This is a genomic window from Pseudobutyrivibrio sp. AR14 (assembly GCF_900101325.1).
GTDB lineage: Bacteria > Bacillota > Clostridia > Lachnospirales > Lachnospiraceae > Pseudobutyrivibrio.
This window is the reverse complement of record NZ_FMUY01000007.1, coordinates 1-20,301: the sequence shown is the minus strand read 5'-3', so window position 1 is coordinate 20,301 and position 20,301 is coordinate 1. Positions and strand designations below refer to the sequence as shown.

Sequence of the window (20,301 nt, the reverse complement as noted above, 5' to 3'; positions counted from 1 at the left end):
TTTTCTTTTACTTAAATATCTTACCTGATGCAACATCAACCACTCCTTTTGTGGTAATGCGTAATTCCGGAATCACCGGAAGGGCTGTAAAGCTTAATGTCATAAATGGATCAATACCCTTATTAGCTCCTAGTTCATAGGCTGCTAAGTGAATTTCTTCTAAATGCTTTTTTGCCATATCAGAGCTTTCTTCACTCATCAAACCTGCTACCGGAAGGGGATATGACGCCTTTACCTTTCCATCAGCCCACACAACCATTCCTCCACCTATATCTTTAAGTGCATTTATAGCATGTGCCATATCCTTTTCACTTACACCTATAGCTATAATATTGTGAGCATCATGGGCTACTGATGTAGCAATAGCACCCTTTTTCATGCCATATCCATTAACAAATCCTATGCCAATGTGGCCGGTGTTTTTGTGTCTTTCTACCACTGCAACTTTCAGTATATCCTGATCTATATTAATCCCCTCAGATAGCCCCTCTCTCGTGGTATAAAGCTGTCCAGGAACCAGACCTATTATAGGAAGCTTGCCCTTATTCTCAAGCATTTCTTCTGTAATAAGGGGCATATGAAAGGTATCATGTGATTTTTTAATCAAATCATCTGGAATATGACTCTTGCATTTTAGCTTAAGAGCCTCATCTGTAATTTCTATTCCATTTTTGTAAACAGCACCTACTCTGGCATCATTTATATCCTCAAGCACAATAAAATCTGCAAGGAATCCTGGAGAAATAGCCCCTCGGTCTCTCAATCCAAAATATGCTGCTACATTGTAGGATGCCATCTTATAAGCTATAGCAGGGTCCGCGCCCAGCTTAATTGCCTTTCTAATAATAGCGTCTATATGCCCCTCCTCCATAATGTGATTTATATGCCTATCATCTGTGCAAAACATGCTTCTGGATGCATAAGGCTCCTGACACAATCCAATCAGGTCCGCTAGGTTTTCAGCAGCTGTACCCTCACGAATCATTATCCATACACCAAGCCCCATTTTTTCCAGCGCCTCTTCTAATGAGGCACATTCATGATCAGATAAAACACCTGCGGCTATATAGCTTACCAATTTCTGGCCTGTTACCATAGGGGCATGTCCATCTATTAGCATGTCTTTTTTTATAGCTGAATAGGATTTATCTAAAACTGATGGATTCCTGCCTACCACACCATCTACATCCATAAGCTCTGCCATGCCCTTGACTCTATCTCTGCCATAGAACTGTTCCATATCCGATGCCATAATAACAGCACCTGCCTCATCGTATTTACAAGATGGGACACATGATGGAATCATAAAGAAAACATCCATAGGCAGCCCCTCTGTGGCCTCAAGCATGTAGTTAATTCCATCTATCCCCATTACATTTGCTATCTCATGAGGATCTGTTATAACTGCAGTAGTCCCGTGCTTAATAGACTCTTTTACAAATATCTCAGGAACAACGGTTGTGCTCTCGATGTGAATGTGGGCATCAATAAATCCAGGCACAATAGTCTTGCCTGTCATGTCTATCTCCTGTGCACCTGAGTACTTTCCAATCCCCGCAAAGGTACCACTTGAAATAGCAATATCTCCCGATTTAAATCGATTAGTAAATACATCAAGAAAGTTAGCATTCTTTAATACAAGCTCCGCCTTTACTTCCCCTGAGGTCACCTGCAAAAAATGCTCATACTCATCTCTTGTCATGCTCTTCTGTTGATATCTCATTAACCTCTCCTATTAATTATTTCCCCTAAAAAACATCCCTTTTATATTCTAAAAAAGCTCAAGGGCAAACTGCTCTTGAGCTTAAATTATTTCGTGAAGGCAGAAAAAATATCTATCCCTGCTGCCATCTTTTTTAAATCAGAAAGATGCTCACGCATGTATTTTTCCAATTCATTTACTTCGATTGCTGCAAATCCATTATTGTTGAGAATCTTACATTCTGGAATACGTCCTTCAGCATCTCTAACCCCATCAGAAAAGGTCACAAAGGCATACTTTTGCCCCTTGTCGTTCTGGCAAACTGCTGAAACTGACATATTAAGTTCACCATGATTTTCCTTCATAACCCCTCCAATCAAACTAAGCTTGCTTTACTGCTGCGATCTCACTTTCAAGCCATTCAACCACGGCATCTAGGCCCTCGCCAGTCTTACCACTGACGAAGAAAATCTTTGCATTTGGATTTAGCTTTAAAATTCTCTCAGTAACTTTTTCCTTACTAAAATCAAAATAATCCAAAGTATCGATTTTGTTAATCAAAACCACATCGCTAACCTCAAACATAAGTGGGTACTTAAGTGGCTTGTCATCTCCCTCTGGAACAGAAAGAAGCATGAGATTTTTATTGGCTCCCACATCAAACTCTGCTGGGCACACTAAATTACCAATATTTTCAAGTATAAGTAAATCCAAACCAGTAGTATCGTACTCAGAAAGCGCACGGCTAGTCATATCTGCATCAATATGGCAAAGTCCCATGTTGTGAATCTGAATAGACTCAACGCCTGTGGCATCTGCTACACGCTGGGCATCAATACTAGTCTCTATATCCACGTCCATCTCGCCAATTTTATATTTATCCTTCATGCGATTAATAATTGCAGAAAGAGTAGTTGTCTTTCCTGAACCAGGTCCTGACATTACATTTACAAAAAAAGTCCCCTGCTTCTTCATCTGCTCTCTAATAGATGCAGCTGCAGCTTCGTTTTCTGCGAATACGCTCTCTCCTATTTCAATCACTTTTACTTCAGACATTATTAATACTCCTAAAAAAATAAAGTTAGAATCCCTCTTAAGATTCTAACTTATATTATAGACTATATTGCAGTTAAAAGACCACCTTAAATTCTGAGCCCCCACCGATGCCATTATCGGTAATCAGCTTAGCCTGATGAAGCTCCACTATATCCCTAACGCTAGTGATAATAGGATCGGCGTAAGGAGTGCCCTTGCCATCGTCCTTAATGGAAATAGTAGGGCCATCGCTGGTGTATACCTTTACCCAAATATGTCCACCCTCCTCATTATATTTAATAGAGTTTTCCACAAGATTAAATACTACCTCTTCCAGGTTCTCCTTGCTGCCAAAAACACTACACCGTTCTCCTGAAAAAGACAATGAAATATTAGCCTCCTTGGCCTCGCCATCTAATTTTGAAATACAATCCCCAACAAGATTAGACAACTCCAGAGCCTCGAAAACTGGTTCTTCCGCTTTATTCATAACATAGTTCTCCGTGTCCAAAAAGTTATATTGCGTAACATTATAGTAACATTTTCGTAACATTTAGGATTATAACACAGTTAAACTATTCTGGCAAATATAGGTCTAAAGGCTGAAAAACTGGGAGAAATACCCTTAAGAAAAAATTACAAAAATATAAAAAGCCGACACCAATGTGTCGGCATAATATTCGGGGAGTGCGACCAAAGTTGCCCCTGGTCGCTGAGTTATGAAAAATTTGGTATTAGCTTTTCGCTAGTACGATGTATAATATACCACGACCTAAACGTTTTCGCAAGAAAAAATTACAAAAAAAATTGTATTTTTTTGTATTCACCTGATAGGATTTTTTGTTGATTATTTAGGGCTTTCCACCACTTTTTTACTCACTTGTGGTGAGCCAATCACTTTTAATCAATAGTTATCATAAATAATCACTATTCATGATCATTTAATAGCTTTTATGCAAAACATTTTATCTGGGATATAGAATTCATCATGCTCAATAAAAATCCTATCTCCAAACTCTCTATCAATAACTATCTCATTAAAGCCTAAATGTGAAAGAACCTCCTGATCCCACTGAGGTCTATCTAGCATACTGATGGTAAGCATATGATAAATATGGTGACACTCATCCTTTAAAGCATCGTCTATTTTGCTGTGGGCAATGTTTTCTGGGCTCTTTAAATTATGGGCTCCCTTTGCATACTCAGCGTCAAAGTTAATAAGAACGCCACCTTTTTTAAGCACACGCATCCACTGACTGTATGCATCAATAGGATGTGGCAGTGTCCAGGTAAGATTTCGGCTAATTACCACATCGAAAGTCTCATCTTCAAAACTAAGGTTTTCAGCATCACCTGTGATTGCCTTAACTGCACTTTTGTCCAAACCATATAGTCCAATCATCTCATTGGCCCTATCTATCATCTCTTGAGTCAAATCTATGCCAGTAACCTTATGACCGCATCTGCCTAAAATGACCTCGAAATATCCTGTTCCACATCCCACATCAAGGATATTAAGTTTTTCTTTATTTGGAAGCAGCTTTTCTATCTCTCCTAGCCATCTAGCAGCCTTAGGGCTTTCTATTTCATCGTGCCTAAGTTCAAAAAAGCTCTCTGCTCTTTTTGTCCAGTAGCTCTCTACTTTTTCTTTTATATTGTCAGCCTCATCTTCAAAGGCTATATAGTGTAATTTTCCCATTATTAATTATTCCTATTCTATCTGTGGCCCAATTAATCCTTTATCAGCTTCACCATAAATAGTGGTGTTGACTTATAATTTATCTTTTCCTTTGTTGAATATAGAACTTGGCCTATATCTTCTTTTATACTCACCTGTCCAGCAGCTATAGACTGCAGGTATTCTTCATCCCATGCCGGCCTAATCCTGTCGGTAAGAGGCATCTGTATAGCAATTGCCTCCATCTGATCAAAATTAGCTCCTATATTGTAATCGCCAAGGCCCTGCTCAGCAACATTCATTCTGTCCTGATTGTACTCGCCCCTCTTTTTATCATCCACAAGATATGTATACCAATTGGCGTCAAATACAAGCATAAGCCCATTTTTCTTCAACACTCTAACCCACTGATTATAAGCAGTCTTGGGCTCAGGCAAATTCCATGTGAGATTTCTGGAAAATACCACATCAAATGACTCGGCCTCAAATGGCAATTCCATAGCGTTTCCCTGGATAAAAGCAATATTATCTGCCAAATCGCCTGAATTAATCCTAGCCTCTTCTAACATAGATTCTGAAAAATCAAATGCTGTCACATTAAATCCTGCCTCAGCCAAAATGATGGATATAAATCCAGGGCCTGCTCCCACATCAAGAATCTTTATATCGCTTCTTTTCCTACCTGGAAACTGAAGTGTAATTTCAGAAGTCAAAAAAGACGTCCAATTTTCTCTTTGGACGCCTGCCAATTCTTCTTTATTCACCTCAGAATAACCTAAGGCCCTATTTTGCCAATAGACATGATTTTGCTTAATTAATTCTTTATTCATAACTTAACAAAGTATATCACAAAAATATAAATATAAGCTTCAAGCTCATGATTTAGAACAAAACATTCTATGCGATTAGCCTACAATATTGAATCCACAAGCAACTTTGTATAGTCTGCTTGTGGGTTGTTTATTATCTCATCAGGTGTGCCCTGATCTACGATTTTACCGTCATAGAGCACTATTACTCTGTCACAAAACTGCTGCACCAAAGCTAAGTTGTGACAGATAAAAATAATTGATAAATCCTTTGATTTTCTCAATTTATCCAGCAGCTCAATTATCTGCTTTTGAACAGTTACATCAAGGGAGCTTGTAGCCTCATCACAAATAAGAATCTTTGGCTCCACTGCAAGAGCTCTTGCGATAGCCGCTCTCTGACATTGCCCACCACTGACCTGGTGAGGATATTTTAAAGCTATCTCCGCTGGTAGACCACACATTTCAAGAAGTTCTGCCACTTTATTGGCTGTAGCTCCACTATTATATCCTCTATTTTTAAGGGACTCACCAATTCCATAACCCAAAGTCTTTCTTGGATTAAATGACTCTGCAGGATTCTGAAAGACCATCTGAATCTGACTGTAAAGCTCTAGGGCTTTGTTCTTTTTCATTTTGCATATATCCTTATCGTATATGCGAATGTTTCCATCTGTAGCCTTTATGAGCCCAGTAAGAAGGCGGGCGATTGTACTCTTTCCACTTCCCGACTCGCCAACCAGGGCAAGTGTTTCTCCATCATGCAGGGAAAATGAAACATTGTCAACTGCTGCTGTGTCAGCCTTACCATGTGCTTTGAAATATTTAGTTAGATTATTTACTGTTATTATTTCTTTCACCTAAACTAAGCCCTCTTAAGTCGTGGAACTGCCTCCATCAAATGCTTGGTATAATCATTCTCCGGACTATCAATAACTTTCTTAGCCTCACCGTATTCCATCATATTGCCATCCTTTAATACAAGAACCGTATCTGCCATAGCTGCTGCAACGCTGATATCATGGGTAACAATAATAATAGCCGTTCCAAATAATTCTCTAAGATTTAGCATCTCATCTACAACCTGCTTCTGCACAGCTACATCCAGCGCACTTGTAGGTTCATCCGCCAGCAATATAGATGGATTCATAAGCATTGAAATAGCAATACCTACTCTTTGATTCATGCCACCTGACAATTCAAATGGATAACTCTTCCAAAGCTTTTCGGCCTCTCTAAATCCAATTTTTTCAAATAAATCTAGAGCCTTCTCCTTGGCTATGGCCTTTGGAATTTTCTTATGAGAATTCATGCTCTCCACAATCTGGCTGCCGATTGTTCTAATAGGGCAAAGTGAGCTTTTGGCATCCTGGAAAATCATGCCAATTTCAGCACCACGAATCTTTCTCATTTCCTTTTCAGATAGCTGTAGTAGATTGGTGCCTTTGTAATAAATATCTCCCTTAGTCACAAGTCCATTGTCATTTAAAAGACCCATAGCAGATTTTATAAGTGTACTTTTCCCGCTGCCCGACTCGCCAACCAAGGCAAGTATTTCTCCAGAATGCAAAGAGAAGCTTACGTCATGAACAACGGGGCCTTCTTCAAATGATATTTCTACTGAATCAAATTTTAAGATTTCCTCGCTCATAACCTAAGCCTCTCTTGAAAAAACTATTTACTGAATATCCAAGTCTGCTGTAAATTCATAGTAATCACTTGGGTGTGCCTTAAGTCCTGTTACATTAGCCTTTGTAATCATGCTCATACGAAGGAATGAACAGAAAATAAATGAGTTGTCATCAAGAAGCTGCTGCTGCATCTGAATAGCAAGCTCGCCCCTCTTTTCTGGATCAAATGTGGCATTCATTTCCTCTGCAAGTTTCTGAAGCTCATCACTGTGATATCCACCGCGATTCTTAGGTGAATCATCTAAGCAATTTGTTGTAAAGAAATACATTGGGTCACCAATACCACATGTAACAAACGCTGCTGCATATACATCCCAGCCATCCTTCTCAGATACGATTGTACCATGGTCAGCTGTAATGTTAAGCTGAATATCAAATCCTATATCCTTAAGTGTTGCCTGTGCTGATTCACAGAGAAGTGGAAGCTCCTGTCTACTTGGGTAACTAACCCAATTAAGCGTAAGAGTCTTTCCACCCTTTTCTCTAATTCCATCTCCATCAGTATCCTTCCAGCCAGCTTCCTCAAGTACAGTCTTAGCTCCTTCTGGATCGTATCCAACAGTAGATACTGCATCTCCGCCGAATGAGAAATTGTCAGGGAAGGCACCAACACCTACTGCGCCGTATCCCTTTAGTAATGTATTTACAAAGCCTTCCTTATCGATACCCATTGCAAGTGCTTTTCTGACAGCATCATCCTGAATAATTTTAGAGTTGTAATTCATCTGGCAATAGAAAGCACGGCTTGTTGGTGTGCCAGTAAATACATAGTCATCATTTTCAAAAATTGGATAGTTGGCATAAGCCATACCATAAGCTGCATCTATATCACCATTTTGAAGAGCAAGGGCAAGTGTATCACCATCTGTGATTGTAAGCACTGTAATCTCATCAATCTTTGGCTGTCCATTCCAGTAATTGTCATTCTTAACCAGATTTAGATGATCTGATGTAACAAGCTCTGTAGCCACATAAGGACCTGTACCTACTACGATGCCATCTGCATTACCAGCCTCTACATCAATTATGCATCCATAAGGATCACAAAGATAATTCATAAGTGTTGGCTTTGGTTCCTGTGTCTTGATAGTAAGAGTCTGACCATCAGCTTCAATAGAATCAATTGCAAGGTCAGCTGCAGCTCTCTCATGAACCGCTACCAAATCCTCGATGCAAGCTTTTACTGCTGCTGCATCACATGCCTTACCATTTGAGAATGTAACTCCATCCTTAATTGTAACCTTCCATGTAAGGTCGTCTATATTTTCATAGCTTTCTGCCACCCATGGCTCAAGCTCCATGTTTTCATTGAATTTAAATAATGTCTCACCAACACCGTAACGAATGCAGGCCCATCCACAATATGCTTCGTGTGGATCAATAGTTGCCTCTTCATTTTCTGCGTTAAATGTTGTGTCTCCAAATGTAAATGTCTTCTTTCCGTCGGCGCTTGCATTTGTAGGCTCTTTTTTTGAACCACTACAACCTGTAAATGCTCCTAATGTAAGCGCCATAGCCATAGCAAAGGCAACGGCTTTCTTTATTCCCTTCATATATGCTCCTTTCTATTTATGGCAAAGTGCTATTTTGGATCAAGATAATCCCGCACTGTGTCACCAAGTAAATTAAAAATAACTACAGAAATAAATATGGCAATTCCTGGGGATAGTACTACCCACGGATATGTCTGTAACATACTTCTGCCACTTGACATCATACTGCCCCATTCTGCAATTGGAGGCTGTGCCCCCAGTCCTAAGAATGAAAGTCCTGCCAGCTCCATTGTCATAGTGCCAATATCAAGCATGGCTGTCACAAGTATAGGACCAAATATATTAGGCAAAATATGGCGAAAGATAATCTGAGGGGGATTGTCTCCCGCCAAAACTGCCGCCTGAACGAAGGAGGAAACCTTCACCGATAACGTCTGACTTCTGGCAACTCTGGCATATTTAGGCCAGCTTATTACTGCAAGAGCAATAATTGCATTTAAAACACCACCGCCTAAATGAGCTGCAACTGCAAGGGCAAATACAAGCCCTGGGAAGGCAAGGAAAAAGTCTGATACGCGCATTACGATAGCATCAACTTTCCCACCAATAAATCCTGATATAGTGCCTACTGCGGTACCAACAAGTGTGATAATACCCACAAGGGCAAGCGTAGATAAAATGCTGGCTCTAGCACCAACAATAACTCTAGAAAACATATCTCTACCATAGGCATCAGTTCCCATCAAATGGACAGCTGAAGGCGCCTGATAGCTTAAAGATAAGTCCTGAGCGTAAGGGTCATATGGACACAATCTATCTGCAAAAACTGCCACTGCAACCAAACAAATTGCCAGCATGGCAAATACAATAAGTCGACACTTAGTATTACATTTTTTTACTTTTAGCTGTCGGACGGACACCTGTCTATTCTCACTACTCATTGCCAGTGCCCTCCAATCTAATTCTTGGATCTAATAATCTATACGATAAATCTGTAATCAGATTAACTGTCACATAAATAATAGCCATCCACATAACATATGCCTGGATAATAGGATAGTCGCGCATATTGATAGCATCCACTGCCATCTTTCCTACACCATCCCACATAAATATGGACTCGACTATGGCTGTACCACCTAAAAGACTTCCGATAGAAAGAGCAAGTAAAGTAATAATAGTGACAAGGGATTCTCTCATTACGCTCTTCCAGAGGGTGGTAGAAAATTTAACACCTCTAGCCTTAGCGCCCATAATATAGTCCTTACCAAGCTCATCTAAGACTGTAGTCCTAACCTGACGCAGGTATTTAGCACTCATTGCAATAGCCAGAGTGATGGTAGGCATAGCCACACTTTCAAAGCTCATCTCTCTTGATATAATAGGGAAAAATCTAAGCTTGATTCCTAAGATATACATAAGTACAAGGGAAACAAAAAAGTTTGGCATACTATTTCCAATAAAACTGAAAAACCTGATGAAATAGTCCCAGAATTTATTTTTATATACTGCTGAAATAATCCCTAGAGGAATAGAAATAATTACTGTAAGTACTATGGATGTTACAGTAAGGAACAATGTAGCTGGAAGCTTTGAAATGAATGTATCAAAAACATCCATGCCAGATACAAAACTAACCCCCATATCACCGTGGAGTAAGTCATTAAGCCATGTGATGTATTGAACTAAAAAAGGCTTATCTAATCCCAGCTCCGCCTTTGCTGCCTCAAGCTGGGCATCAGTGACCACCTGACCGGTGTTCAGCATCTTTTGCTCAACAACATCTGAGCCAGCCAGTCGCATCATAGCAAATGACAAGAAGGTAATTGCAAACAATATTGGAATTAATTGTAGAATTCGTTTGATTGTATATTTCAAAAGAGAATACCCCTTAAACATTCTTCAACTAATATAGTTTACTATTAAACCGCTAGTCTATCAAATGTTTAAGGGGTATTAGTTATTCATAATTATTAAATTTGTTATTCCATTTTAGAATATTTAACATATAGCAAATGCATTTTATCTGTAATTGTTATTCTTATTTATTCCTTACAACCACATTTCCAGAGCTCAATTTTCCAAAAACTTCTTGGTATTTCACTGCAGTGCCCTGCGCATCAAATGTATTTTGATAAATAGCATTTGTACCTGAGCATGCGAACTGAACCATAAAACATGTTCCTGAAGTATTATAAATATAGTTATCTTCAAAGGCACAGCCTGTTGCCCAGCCAGTTATTTTTGGATCGTATCCGCCAAATGCTATTCCAGCAAATGCATTGTTTTCTCTTAAAATATTGTCATGTACATAGATTGCTGTAACTGCCACACCTGGATGCTCTGTAGCAACTTCTATACCAATATCACAATAGGATACTGTATTTCCAAAAACAATTACATGGTCTCCTCCATCAACATAAATACCTGCAGCGCACTTACTCTCGTATGTAATATTGATGCTTGGGTCGCAAGAAATATACTCCACTGTATTATTGGAAATGACACCATCTCTAGCTCTATCTAATTCTCGATCTTTACTACCTTCTTTTGTTTGCTCATAGCCTATAGCATCTATACCGATATTGTCACAATTATGAATGTAATTGTTATTAACAGTGAAATTGGAAACATTACCATTTAATGCGAGGGATTCACTCTGTCCAAGATGTAAATCATAAAGCTCGCATCCACTTATATTAATATCAGTTGTTGGTTCTTTCACACCACCTGAAACGTAGATTCCATGTCCGTTGTACTCCTCAGACACAGTTGTGTAAATACATCCGATATCATGAATTATGCAATCCTTTATAGTAACATTTGAGGAACCATCTGCCACTTCAATACCTGTAGTTGTAATACTCTCTGATGGTCCTTCATATTTAAAATTTTCAATTTCCAAATTGCTAACAGACACATCCGATGCCTGAATATATATCATAGCGTTTGCGTCATCAGTAGGTGTTAAATCTGCCCCATCAAGAACGGCACCTACTTCAGCTTCTATTTTAATGCCATCTGTTTCAATAAATAATTGCTCACTATAATGTCCAGCAGGAACAATGATTGTTCCACCACCTGCTTCTGAAGCCATATCTATAGCATCATTAATACTATCAGCGTCAGTACCTACAACAATAGGTCCCTCTATAGCATTTGACTCCTCAGTCTCATCATCTAAATCTACTGTAGTATCATCTTCCTCAGCTTCCACCTCAACCTCATCATCTGAGTCTTCGTCTGAAACTTCTTCTACATCTTCTGTCTCTTCTTCGATGCTCTCTTCCTCTACATCTTCAGCAATTACTTCAGCCGCCTTTACCTTAGTAACATTTGTTTCAAAGCCTAACACCAAAGCTAATGCCACCATACCTAAGGCAATAATCTTTTTACTATTAATCATCAACACTATCCTTTCTGTCTCAATAGTCTAGTTAATTTGTGTTCTGATCAGTTAACACGGCTGTTATCATAGCACAACTCATTTTAGCTGTGAAGATAATATCACAATAATACTCATATGTGTAATATCCCTTTAAAACAGGCTTATTACATAGGGTAAAAAATGTGATGAATTACTGCATAAATCGCTCCATAACCTCAGTTGTATGCATAGAGAGAATTCCTGCTCCAAATGCCTCCATTATCTCTGTATAGCTGTCATCAATAAACATAATTTCATTCATATCATATCCATCTCGTTCAGCTATCATCTTCATAATAAGCACCTTTTTATGTCTTGATTCTGTAGAAATCAAATCACCATGATGCTCGAAAATACCAGGATAGCATTCCTTTAATCTATTGAACTTAGAGTTATATTCAAAAGAATTGCTACACTCAGTCAACCCGTAAATTTTCACACCATGATTAAAATGCAAATCATCAATGAGATTTTTCACGCCACGTGGTGCCTGGCATTTGATGTATGCATTATGATTAATATTGTATTTAAGCCAGTCATTGGCATCCTCAAAACCTACAATTCGCTTGCCCTCTTCATTGTACATTTTCAGGCAAAGTAATGTGTTGTCCACATCTCCAAATAAAACTTTGATTCTTCCTAATTTTTCTTTCATATCCCCAACCCCTTTACTATTTAATGTCTGCTGCATCAATTACTTTTATTCCACTTTCTATTAACATCTTGGCGAATACGCCCTGCCCATCTATTAGTCCACCAGTGAAGGTTCCATCATATATTTGATTAACTCCACAGGATGGACTTCTAGACTGAAGTATCGCCAAGTCTACATTTTCTTCAATGGCTTTTTTAAGGCCAAGCCTTGCCCCAGTTCTAAATTCTATGACTTTGCTCTGTCCCTGCCTATCGGTGACAATCCCATTTACAATTTCACAGGGAATCCTAGGTGTCGAAAGTCCACCGTCTACCTCAGGACAAACAGGTATCACCTGATGCCCCTCCACGTACTTAAGAACATTCTCGTTATAATTGTTACCGCCACTGTATTTGCAATTTTCTCCTAAGAGACATGCGCTAACCATTATTTTCATGGATAAAACTCTTCTTTCTTTGAAATAAAACTTATTGTTCGTCTGTTGAAAGCAACTGGTATAGCTCAGGATAATCCTGTTTCATTCTGATTGGTCTTCCCTTAGCATTTAAAAATGCATGACCAGTTGTACCAACACATACCACTTTGCCGTCCTTATTTTTCATTTCATATTCAAGATATAATTTTACGCCCTTAAATTCTTTTACTCTAACATTTATAAATATTTGTTCAGGAAATGTTGTAGTCAGCTTGTAATCACAATTTACGCTTAACACTGGAGAAACTATTCCTAGCCCTTCTAGCTTGTCAAATGGCCAGCCCATCTGAGCCAAAAAATCTATTCTCGCCTCTTCCATCCATCTAATGTAGTTTGAGTGATGGGTTATTTGCATTTTGTCCGTTTCATAATACTGAACTGTGTGTATATATTCTTTCACTAGATTGTCCTTCCTAAAAACATATGTAAAAGCCTACTTTTTCGTACTTTTTTATTTTAATCAAAAAAACTATATAAGTAAATCTTTGTAAAATAGCAGACTATAAAAAAGCCACTCCCTTACCAACTATAAATCTAGCGGTAAGGGAATGGCATGTATATTTTTTAATAATAGGTTTTAAAGTTTAAATCTGCTGAGTGATTCATTCAACTCATCTGAAATACTTGTTAAGTTAAATGCCATATCCTTGATGCCCTTTACAGTATTGTTAACCTGCTCCATAGAAGCTGATGTTTCCTGAGATGATGCAGCATTTTCTTCAGATATTGCAGAAAGTCCTGACATTGTATCCTCGATAACTGCTGACTTGTTCTTCATATCTAAGCAGGCATCTTTTGCCTTTGTAAAGCTTTCTCTTACTTCATCAATCATTGAGATAACTTCTGTTACAGCATTTCTTGTATCAGTACTAATCTGCTGTTGCTTTTCTACTACACTTCCCAAATCATCAACTGTCTGTACAGCTTCTTTTGAACGGTTAGATAGCTGTTGCATTATCTCGCCAATTGAATGAGCCGCCTGTCCTGACTGTTCAGAAAGATTACCAATTTCTTCTGCAACAACTGCAAATCCACGACCTGCCTCACCTGCTCTAGCTGCCTCAATAGATGCATTAAGTGAAAGCAAGTTTGTCTGGCTGGCAATAGAATCAATTGCATCTGCAGCTTCCTGAACCTGGCTAACGAAATCATCCACTGCTGCCATTGATTCAGAAACCTGTGTAAGGCTGGCCTGTGTCTCTTCCATAGCCTTGCCAAGGTTCTCGAAATTATAAAGCATATCCTTAGATGATTTTGACATTTCTTCAGCTTGCTGATCTGCGCCACTAAGGTTATCGTTAAGATTTTGAACAGAATCCACAATATCTGCTACAGCCTGAACGCCCTCCTGAATTGTTTCAGCCTGTGATGAAGCGCCATCTGCAATCTCAGCTACAGACTCTGAAATATTAAGTGCTGTCTGCTCAGTTGAGCTTGCGGAGTTATCAAGCTCATTTGCCGATGTCCTAAGTCCATTAGCATTAGTTTTAAGGGCACTGGCTATGTCTGTAATAGCCCTAATCAATCCAAGGGTTGAATTAGAAACCATTCCAACTTCATCATGACGATGTGCATATTTTTCTAGACCAGAAGTCTGTGTCAAATCAAGTGAAGATGAAACATCATTAATATTATTGCTCAGTCTTGTTAAATCCTTAAGTAATATGTTGATTACTATAAATGTGATTGCAGTAATAAGTATAATTACCACTATAGCAAGAATTATTACCATTTGAGTCATGCTTCTCATAGAGGCATATACTTCATCAGCTGTATCTTGAACTAAAACTGTAATTCCATAGTTTGGAATATTTGAATAGGCAAGAAGGATTCCCTCACTTCCTAAATTATCGCTATTAACTCCACTCTCACCGTTGGCATAAGACATAATTGGGAAAACATAGCTTGATTCCTCAACAGTTGTTCCAATTAAGCTTTGGTCATCAGAATATGTGTAATTAAGATTATTTACATCTACAAGTGATACAGTTGCCTTGTCCCATCCGTCAAATGATAATGTGCTCAGCTGATTGATAAGACCTGTGGCATTAACCGAAATACCTGCAACTGCAACCATCTTATTTCCGCTCATTACAGGATATGAGAATATGATACCCAAATCACCTGTTGGAGACGCCATAACACCAGAAAACATAGGTGTTCCAGCCTGTCCCATAGCCTCATACATTGGTGTTAACATATCTAGTAATGCCTGATCTGTCACAGACTGCTTACCTATCGTCTCATTTACATGTCCACAAAGTACATATGTATTTGTGCGGCTCATATAGATATTTTCAAGATTTGGAATTCTTTCAGCATATTCATCGGTAAATTTTTTAGCTTCCGCATAGGCCTCTGGATCATCCTGGTTTTCTGCCAATCTTACCATAGAAGGACTTACTGCGTATGCTGCTAGAAATGTCTCTATATCGCTAAAATAATTATTTATCAAAGCTGCTCTTGCTTCTGCCGCTTCTTTCATTCTAGCTTCTGCGGATTGCTCCATAGCATTTCTTGCAGTAAATGTAACAAGCACAACAAGAATTGTCATACTAATAATTAACACTGCAATAACAACAGCAGCAATTCTTGTAGCTAGCTTCCCCTGCTTTACTACCTTAGTCTTTGCCATATAATACCCCTCCTCGAATTAAATTCGAATTACGTTACATTTATACCAATACTATTTGTAATACCCCAATCTTGTATTCTTTTAAGCTAACAAAAAATAATGTCCTTAATGTGAATAATGTATCAATAAAGTAAGGAATAACTGTAAAAACTAGCATGTTTTTACAAATTCTTCAATTTTATCTACATCTTATTGATTTGTGTTGCTTATATGGGTATAATACGAAAAAAGAAATGCAGAGTAGACTGTAAAGCGTTAAGTGCCAGGTGAACAGGGAGTTGTCACTTGGACGAAGGCAATGCCGCGGTTTTATGGTCGCATCCCGCTGCTACATAGTGAAGTGTATTTTTACGCCTCCATTGTAGATTAAGTGGACTGCAAAGGAGGTGTATTTTTATGACTAAATTACGTAACACGAAAACACTGGCTCTTGCAGCAATGCTTACCGCTATCGGTATCATCCTTAGCTTTTTCAAGATACCAGTGAATCAACTCATCACTATAGGCTTTGGCTCATTGCCTCTTAGCGTATCTGGAATGCTTCTAGGCCCAGCAGTATCTGGAGTTGTAGGAGCGCTGATGGATATAGGTGGCTATCTTGTAAAACCTACCGGTCCATTTTTCCCTGGCTTTACCATCAGTGGAATAGTCAGTGGTATCATCTATGGACTTATGTTTTATAAGAAAAAAATAACCTTCACACGGGTGCTTGTTACTCAGGTTATTTTAACAATAGTTGTTAATATTCTAATGAATAGCTACTGGCTTAAGCTTCTTTATCTCAAGGACGCCTATTTTGCTGTAATAATTTCACGACTCCCTAAGGAAGTTATTATGCTGCCAATCATGACTGTTATGAAATTCATTGTTCTTAAGACAATTCAAGAGGTTAAGGTTTTTCACTTACAGGTCGAGTAAAAAAATGGCTTGATTAACGCATTCAGCGCTAATCAAGCCTATTTCTATGCTTTCAGTCTTTGTTTGTCCTCGTACATTTCTTTGTCTGCTCGCTCAAATACATCTGATACAAAGCAATCTGTCTCCGGTTTGTACTCTGACATTCCTGCTGCCAGGATAACTCCTGCACCAATCCTTTTGTTTTCAAGAACTTGTGAGTGCAATTGGTTCATAAGCTCGTGCCTTTGAGTATAATCATTACCGCGGAGGAATACCACAAACTCATCACCGCCCACTCTAAACACCGGACTATGTACGAAAATATCACATAATAGACGTGCCGATGCTCTAATGTACTCATCTCCTGCAGCATGTCCTAAAGTATCATTTATCTGCTTCAGATTATTAGTATCACATACAACTAAACCAAAATTCAGATAATCCATGCCATGATCAATATTTCCTTGAGCTGATTCCTCTAGTTCTTTGTACGCAGTCTTGTTCTTGACTCCTGTCAACTCGTCTCGACGTGCTAGCTCTTTTTCTGTCTTTAGCGCTCTTAGTTGTTGCATCTGCTTTTTCACTTCAGCATCAACATCTTCTACACCAACGATAAAATGCGTGCTATCACTGGTCTTTCTAACAACCATTCTTGTAAAACGAGGCTTACCATTAACTATGATTCGGTAATCTATGGATGTATCTTTTTGATTATCTAGCAAACTGATCAAATTATCTTTATTAAGAAAGTCACAAACTGCATCTCTATCTTGGTGATGAATAATCTTTGGAATATTTTCAATTGATTCCTTAAAGAAATCATCTCCAGATTTAGTGATCTCCAACTCTCCAAATATGTTACTTACCATATAATTAACATATGAAGAATTAGCTATATCTACGTAATAGATTGCATCATAGTTGCTAGCAAGACTCTCTGCAATCTGTCCGAATGTTATGGTCTTTTTCTGATTTTCCTTATTTATTTTTTCTGCATTTAACTCATCATCAATATCTTTTTCATAGAAGATAAGATGCTTACTACTAGTGTCATGCATAACCGTAAATAAGAAAAATCTAGGTTTTTCATATACCATGACTCTGTATTTAAAAGAGAATGAGCGCTTGCCCTCAAGATTTCTCAGCATAGTTTCCTTGTTATAAAAGGCCTTCGCATATTCCTTATCCTCAGGGAAAACACACTCATCAATGCTATCATATGCCTCTTGAAAGAAATCTTTTTCCAAGGCAGTTGCATTTATACTCATGTATTTTTCACTTTTAGCAAATGTTAAATATTCTCCCGATTCTATGTCAATGTAAAATATGGCTTCATAGTCTTTTGCCATAGTACTAGCGATATGATCATGTATTTCTTTTTCTTTCTTCTCACTAGATTGTACGAAAGAATGCACTAGACATATACCAAATATAAGTCCTAATGCATACGAAGGATGCAATGCAAATAATATCTGAAGTGTAAGAGAAATTCCTAAAACAACGCTTGTAACTGCCACTGTTTTGTATCTAATTTTTTGTCGTCCAGTACTTTTATGGGCAACATATAACATATAAATATATACTACAGTGTAAAATGCAATCTGCAGGAAAAATGTTATATTTTTTCCTTTTTCTCCAACATATTCATTTGCTTCATTATAGAAAAACATCAAATGATGGAATGGATTAAGCAATAGAAATACCAGCCCTATAGTAAACATAGACCATACGCCATATAGGAGTATGTCGTTTCTAAGTCCTTTTCTATCAAGATATGCCACTATATATCTCGTCCACGTTAACATAGTTAGCAGCATAAACAAGAAATACAAAACTGTTAAAAAATATATAATTGGGAAAAATGCTTGTACCTCTTTGTGCTCATACAAAATTCCCCATGTCATATCTACTAAAAAGTATCCACATGCAGCAAGAACAAAATAGTTATATCGCACATGAACCCACTTTTTTTCATCATTGCCCTTTATACTGAATCCATATTTTTTAAATAATTCCCAGTTAATTATTAAATTTATCACCAACGCCGATCCCGGCACCATTGCGTAAATCATATAAATTTAAGCCCCCACGCTCCCCTTTGAGTAAATACATAGTTTTTTGTTTCTGATAATTATAAATCACAATTGTTAACATTCTTTTAACGTCAAAAAACTTTCACAATTTTTATAACTTTATAGCTTGCGCATCCTCTGTCCATTTCTTTAATCCACTTACGATTGATTATGCACACTCCTTTGATTTTATCTCGTGCGTGAGAGGGTGCTGACGTCCGGTGGACGTCGTTTAGCACCGACCGATTTATTCAAACCCGTTTGAATTCGATCTGCCTGTGAGTTAAAAGAAAAAAAGAGATAGGATATTTCCTATCTCTTTTCTTTTGATTTAGTGTGCGTGAGAGGGCGCTGACGTCCGGTGGACGTCGCTTAGCGCCGACCGAGCCGGCAGGCGAGAATTCGAACCCGTTCGAATTCGACCTGCCGGTGAGTTAAAAGAAAAAAGAGATAGGATACTTCCTATCTCTTTTTCTTTTAATCAAGCGTGCGTGAGAGGATTCGAACCCCCGACACCTTGGTCCGTAGCCAAGTGCTCTATCCAGCTGAGCTACACACACATAATATTAAAATGTACTCCTAAGAGTAATGCCGTAGACCGGAATCGAACCGGTACGATGTCGCCACCACGGGATTTTAAGTCCCGCGCGTCTGCCAGTTCCGCCACTACGGCATGTTATCCGTAAAGATAACAAATGGGACCTACAGGGCTCGAACCTGTGACCCTCTGCTTGTAAGGCAGATGCTCTCCCAGCTGAGCTAAGATCCCATGACAAAAAACTGGAAACGACCCCAGAGGGACTTGAACCCTCGACCTCCGCCGTGACAGGGCGGCGCTCTAACCAACTGAGCCATGAGGCCATATTATAAAAATAGAAAGTGGACCCTCAGGGACTCGAACCCTGGACCGACCGGTTATGAGCCGGTTGCTCTAACCAACTGAGCTAAAGGTCCATATTGTGTGAATACAAGCAAGACCTTTATAAAAAAAATTGGCCTCTTTCTACTCAATAGAAAAAAGCCGATGATCGGACTCGAACCGATAACCTGCTGATTACAAATCAGCTGCTCTGCCAATTGAGCCACATCGGCTTATTGATAAGATGCCACTTGGCAAGTGACTCCGACGGGAATCGAACCCGTGTTACCGCCGTGAAAGGGCGATGTCTTAACCGCTTGACCACGGAGCCAAACCGACTGAATTCACAACGCCTGTGTTCAGCGACTGCATTATCATAACATATAGATTTTCAAAAATCAACATCTATATGAGCTCCCCGAGTAGGGCTCGAACCTACAACAACTCGGTTAACAGCCGAGTGCTCTACCATTGAGCTATCGAGGATTAATACCTATAAGGTTACTAACAACCTCAAAACTTCATACAGTGTCACGAGAACACGCTAACATCTTTTAGAATAAACCTTCGATCTATTAGTATTCATCAGCTGAATGTGTTACCACACTTACACCTTGAACCTATCTACCTTATCGTCTTTAAGGGATCTTATCTCCTTGAAGGAGGGGATATCTCATCTTGAGGGGGGCTTCACGCTTAGATGCCTTCAGCGTTTATCCCGTCCAGACTTGGCTACTCAGCTATGCCGTTGGTCGACAGCTGATACACCAGTGGTCCGTCCACCCCGGTCCTCTCGTACTAGGGGCAGCTCCTCTCAAATATCCTCCGCCCGCGCCGGATAGGGACCGAACTGTCTCACGACGTTCTGAACCC

At 38.9% G+C, this 20,301-nt stretch carries 18 protein-coding genes, 8 tRNA genes, 1 rRNA gene and 1 riboswitch; of the genes, 1 reads left to right on the top strand and 26 read right to left on the bottom strand.

Going from position 1 to position 20,301, the window contains the following annotated elements:
- Nucleotides 1–7: 7 nt before the first annotated feature.
- The 16 genes from ade to BLP50_RS07765 form a co-directional block, all read right to left on the bottom strand.
- Complete coding sequence (ade, locus tag BLP50_RS07840; protein ID WP_242869242.1) at nt 8–1,723, bottom strand: adenine deaminase; 1,716 nt, start codon at nt 1,721–1,723, stop codon at nt 8–10.
- An 86-nt stretch (nt 1,724–1,809) separates the two neighbouring features.
- A complete protein-coding gene (locus BLP50_RS07835) occupies nt 1,810–2,067 on the bottom strand; it encodes a hypothetical protein (RefSeq protein ID WP_090153421.1) in 258 nt (85 codons plus the stop codon).
- A gap of 16 nt (nt 2,068–2,083) precedes the next feature.
- On the bottom strand, nt 2,084–2,758 hold the full coding sequence (hypB, locus tag BLP50_RS07830; RefSeq protein WP_090153419.1) for a hydrogenase nickel incorporation protein HypB: 675 nt from the start codon (nt 2,756–2,758) through the stop codon (nt 2,084–2,086).
- 73 nt (nt 2,759–2,831) lie between these two features.
- Nucleotides 2,832–3,227, bottom strand: a complete 396-nt coding sequence (locus tag BLP50_RS07825) for an ATP-binding protein (protein WP_176753726.1) — start codon at nt 3,225–3,227, stop codon at nt 2,832–2,834.
- A gap of 447 nt (nt 3,228–3,674) precedes the next feature.
- Nucleotides 3,675–4,436, bottom strand: a complete 762-nt coding sequence (locus BLP50_RS07820) for a class I SAM-dependent methyltransferase (RefSeq protein WP_090153415.1) — start codon at nt 4,434–4,436, stop codon at nt 3,675–3,677.
- 32 nt (nt 4,437–4,468) lie between these two features.
- On the bottom strand, nt 4,469–5,179 hold the full coding sequence (locus BLP50_RS07815) for a class I SAM-dependent methyltransferase (RefSeq protein WP_176753725.1): 711 nt from the start codon (nt 5,177–5,179) through the stop codon (nt 4,469–4,471).
- Between the two features lie 146 nt (nt 5,180–5,325).
- A complete protein-coding gene (locus BLP50_RS07810; RefSeq protein WP_090153411.1) occupies nt 5,326–6,084 on the bottom strand; it encodes an ABC transporter ATP-binding protein in 759 nt (252 codons plus the stop codon).
- Nucleotides 6,085–6,089: 5 nt separating this feature from the next.
- Nucleotides 6,090–6,875, bottom strand: coding sequence for an ABC transporter ATP-binding protein (locus tag BLP50_RS07805; RefSeq protein WP_090153409.1), 786 nt, complete (start codon nt 6,873–6,875; stop codon nt 6,090–6,092).
- A 27-nt stretch (nt 6,876–6,902) separates the two neighbouring features.
- On the bottom strand, nt 6,903–8,468 hold the full coding sequence (locus BLP50_RS07800) for an ABC transporter substrate-binding protein (RefSeq protein WP_090153407.1): 1,566 nt from the start codon (nt 8,466–8,468) through the stop codon (nt 6,903–6,905).
- A gap of 29 nt (nt 8,469–8,497) precedes the next feature.
- Nucleotides 8,498–9,349, bottom strand: coding sequence for a nickel transporter permease (gene nikC / locus BLP50_RS07795; RefSeq protein ID WP_090153405.1), 852 nt, complete (start codon nt 9,347–9,349; stop codon nt 8,498–8,500).
- On the bottom strand, nt 9,342–10,307 hold the full coding sequence (gene nikB, locus BLP50_RS07790) for a nickel ABC transporter permease (protein WP_090153403.1): 966 nt from the start codon (nt 10,305–10,307) through the stop codon (nt 9,342–9,344). The genes nikC and nikB overlap by 8 nt, the downstream gene beginning before the upstream one ends.
- Nucleotides 10,308–10,449: 142 nt before the next feature.
- Nucleotides 10,450–11,814, bottom strand: a complete 1,365-nt coding sequence (locus BLP50_RS07785) for a right-handed parallel beta-helix repeat-containing protein (RefSeq protein WP_090153402.1) — start codon at nt 11,812–11,814, stop codon at nt 10,450–10,452.
- Between the two features lie 172 nt (nt 11,815–11,986).
- Nucleotides 11,987–12,490, bottom strand: coding sequence for a hypothetical protein (locus BLP50_RS07780; RefSeq protein WP_090153400.1), 504 nt, complete (start codon nt 12,488–12,490; stop codon nt 11,987–11,989).
- A gap of 16 nt (nt 12,491–12,506) precedes the next feature.
- Nucleotides 12,507–12,926 (bottom strand): 2-thiouracil desulfurase family protein, encoded by a 420-nt coding sequence (locus tag BLP50_RS07775; RefSeq protein WP_090153398.1) that lies wholly within the window; start codon nt 12,924–12,926, stop codon nt 12,507–12,509.
- Between the two features lie 31 nt (nt 12,927–12,957).
- Complete coding sequence (locus BLP50_RS07770) at nt 12,958–13,365, bottom strand: acyl-CoA thioesterase (protein ID WP_090153394.1); 408 nt, start codon at nt 13,363–13,365, stop codon at nt 12,958–12,960.
- Nucleotides 13,366–13,542: 177 nt separating this feature from the next.
- On the bottom strand, nt 13,543–15,600 hold the full coding sequence (locus BLP50_RS07765) for a methyl-accepting chemotaxis protein (RefSeq protein WP_090153392.1): 2,058 nt from the start codon (nt 15,598–15,600) through the stop codon (nt 13,543–13,545).
- A 234-nt stretch (nt 15,601–15,834) separates the two neighbouring features.
- A riboswitch (THF riboswitch) is annotated at nt 15,835–15,930 on the top strand.
- 66 nt (nt 15,931–15,996) lie between these two features.
- Between BLP50_RS07765 and BLP50_RS07760 the strand changes: the two genes are divergently transcribed.
- Nucleotides 15,997–16,518 (top strand): folate family ECF transporter S component, encoded by a 522-nt coding sequence (locus BLP50_RS07760; RefSeq protein ID WP_090153390.1) that lies wholly within the window; start codon nt 15,997–15,999, stop codon nt 16,516–16,518.
- A gap of 44 nt (nt 16,519–16,562) precedes the next feature.
- On the opposite strand, the gene BLP50_RS07755 is transcribed toward BLP50_RS07760, so the two are convergent.
- The 10 genes from BLP50_RS07755 to BLP50_RS07710 form a co-directional block, all read right to left on the bottom strand.
- Nucleotides 16,563–18,569 (bottom strand): GGDEF domain-containing protein, encoded by a 2,007-nt coding sequence (locus BLP50_RS07755; RefSeq protein WP_090153387.1) that lies wholly within the window; start codon nt 18,567–18,569, stop codon nt 16,563–16,565.
- Nucleotides 18,570–19,055: 486 nt separating this feature from the next.
- Nucleotides 19,056–19,129: transfer RNA gene (locus BLP50_RS07750), tRNA-Arg, on the bottom strand.
- Between the two features lie 29 nt (nt 19,130–19,158).
- Nucleotides 19,159–19,242: transfer RNA gene (locus BLP50_RS07745), tRNA-Leu, on the bottom strand.
- Nucleotides 19,243–19,265: 23 nt separating this feature from the next.
- Nucleotides 19,266–19,338 (bottom strand) — tRNA-Val (locus tag BLP50_RS07740).
- Nucleotides 19,339–19,356: 18 nt separating this feature from the next.
- Nucleotides 19,357–19,430, bottom strand: a tRNA-Asp gene (locus BLP50_RS07735).
- Between the two features lie 19 nt (nt 19,431–19,449).
- Nucleotides 19,450–19,523: transfer RNA gene (locus tag BLP50_RS07730), tRNA-Ile, on the bottom strand.
- 65 nt (nt 19,524–19,588) lie between these two features.
- Nucleotides 19,589–19,661, bottom strand: a tRNA-Thr gene (locus BLP50_RS07725).
- A gap of 26 nt (nt 19,662–19,687) precedes the next feature.
- Nucleotides 19,688–19,759 (bottom strand) — tRNA-Glu (locus BLP50_RS07720).
- Between the two features lie 83 nt (nt 19,760–19,842).
- Nucleotides 19,843–19,914, bottom strand: a tRNA-Asn gene (locus BLP50_RS07715).
- A 69-nt stretch (nt 19,915–19,983) separates the two neighbouring features.
- A 23S ribosomal RNA gene (locus tag BLP50_RS07710) occupies nt 19,984–20,301 on the bottom strand; the annotation flags it as partial.

Bases quoted from the DNA above. Each gene is read 5' to 3' on its own strand.
- ade (WP_242869242.1), bottom strand. From the start codon at position 1,723: ATGAGATATCAACAGAAGAGCATGACAAGAGATGAGTATGAGCATTTT.
- BLP50_RS07835 (WP_090153421.1), bottom strand. From the start codon at position 2,067: ATGAAGGAAAATCATGGTGAACTTAATATGTCAGTTTCAGCAGTTTGC.
- hypB (WP_090153419.1), bottom strand. From the start codon at position 2,758: ATGTCTGAAGTAAAAGTGATTGAAATAGGAGAGAGCGTATTCGCAGAA.
- BLP50_RS07825 (WP_176753726.1), bottom strand. From the start codon at position 3,227: ATGAATAAAGCGGAAGAACCAGTTTTCGAGGCTCTGGAGTTGTCTAAT.
- BLP50_RS07820 (WP_090153415.1), bottom strand. From the start codon at position 4,436: ATGGGAAAATTACACTATATAGCCTTTGAAGATGAGGCTGACAATATA.
- BLP50_RS07805 (WP_090153409.1), bottom strand. From the start codon at position 6,875: ATGAGCGAGGAAATCTTAAAATTTGATTCAGTAGAAATATCATTTGAA.
- BLP50_RS07800 (WP_090153407.1), bottom strand. From the start codon at position 8,468: ATGAAGGGAATAAAGAAAGCCGTTGCCTTTGCTATGGCTATGGCGCTT.
- nikC (WP_090153405.1), bottom strand. From the start codon at position 9,349: ATGAGTAGTGAGAATAGACAGGTGTCCGTCCGACAGCTAAAAGTAAAA.
- nikB (WP_090153403.1), bottom strand. From the start codon at position 10,307: ATGTTTAAGGGGTATTCTCTTTTGAAATATACAATCAAACGAATTCTA.
- BLP50_RS07785 (WP_090153402.1), bottom strand. From the start codon at position 11,814: ATGATTAATAGTAAAAAGATTATTGCCTTAGGTATGGTGGCATTAGCT.
- BLP50_RS07780 (WP_090153400.1), bottom strand. From the start codon at position 12,490: ATGAAAGAAAAATTAGGAAGAATCAAAGTTTTATTTGGAGATGTGGAC.
- BLP50_RS07775 (WP_090153398.1), bottom strand. From the start codon at position 12,926: ATGAAAATAATGGTTAGCGCATGTCTCTTAGGAGAAAATTGCAAATAC.
- BLP50_RS07765 (WP_090153392.1), bottom strand. From the start codon at position 15,600: ATGGCAAAGACTAAGGTAGTAAAGCAGGGGAAGCTAGCTACAAGAATT.
- BLP50_RS07760 (WP_090153390.1), top strand. From the start codon at position 15,997: ATGACTAAATTACGTAACACGAAAACACTGGCTCTTGCAGCAATGCTT.
- BLP50_RS07755 (WP_090153387.1), bottom strand. From the start codon at position 18,569: ATGATTTACGCAATGGTGCCGGGATCGGCGTTGGTGATAAATTTAATA.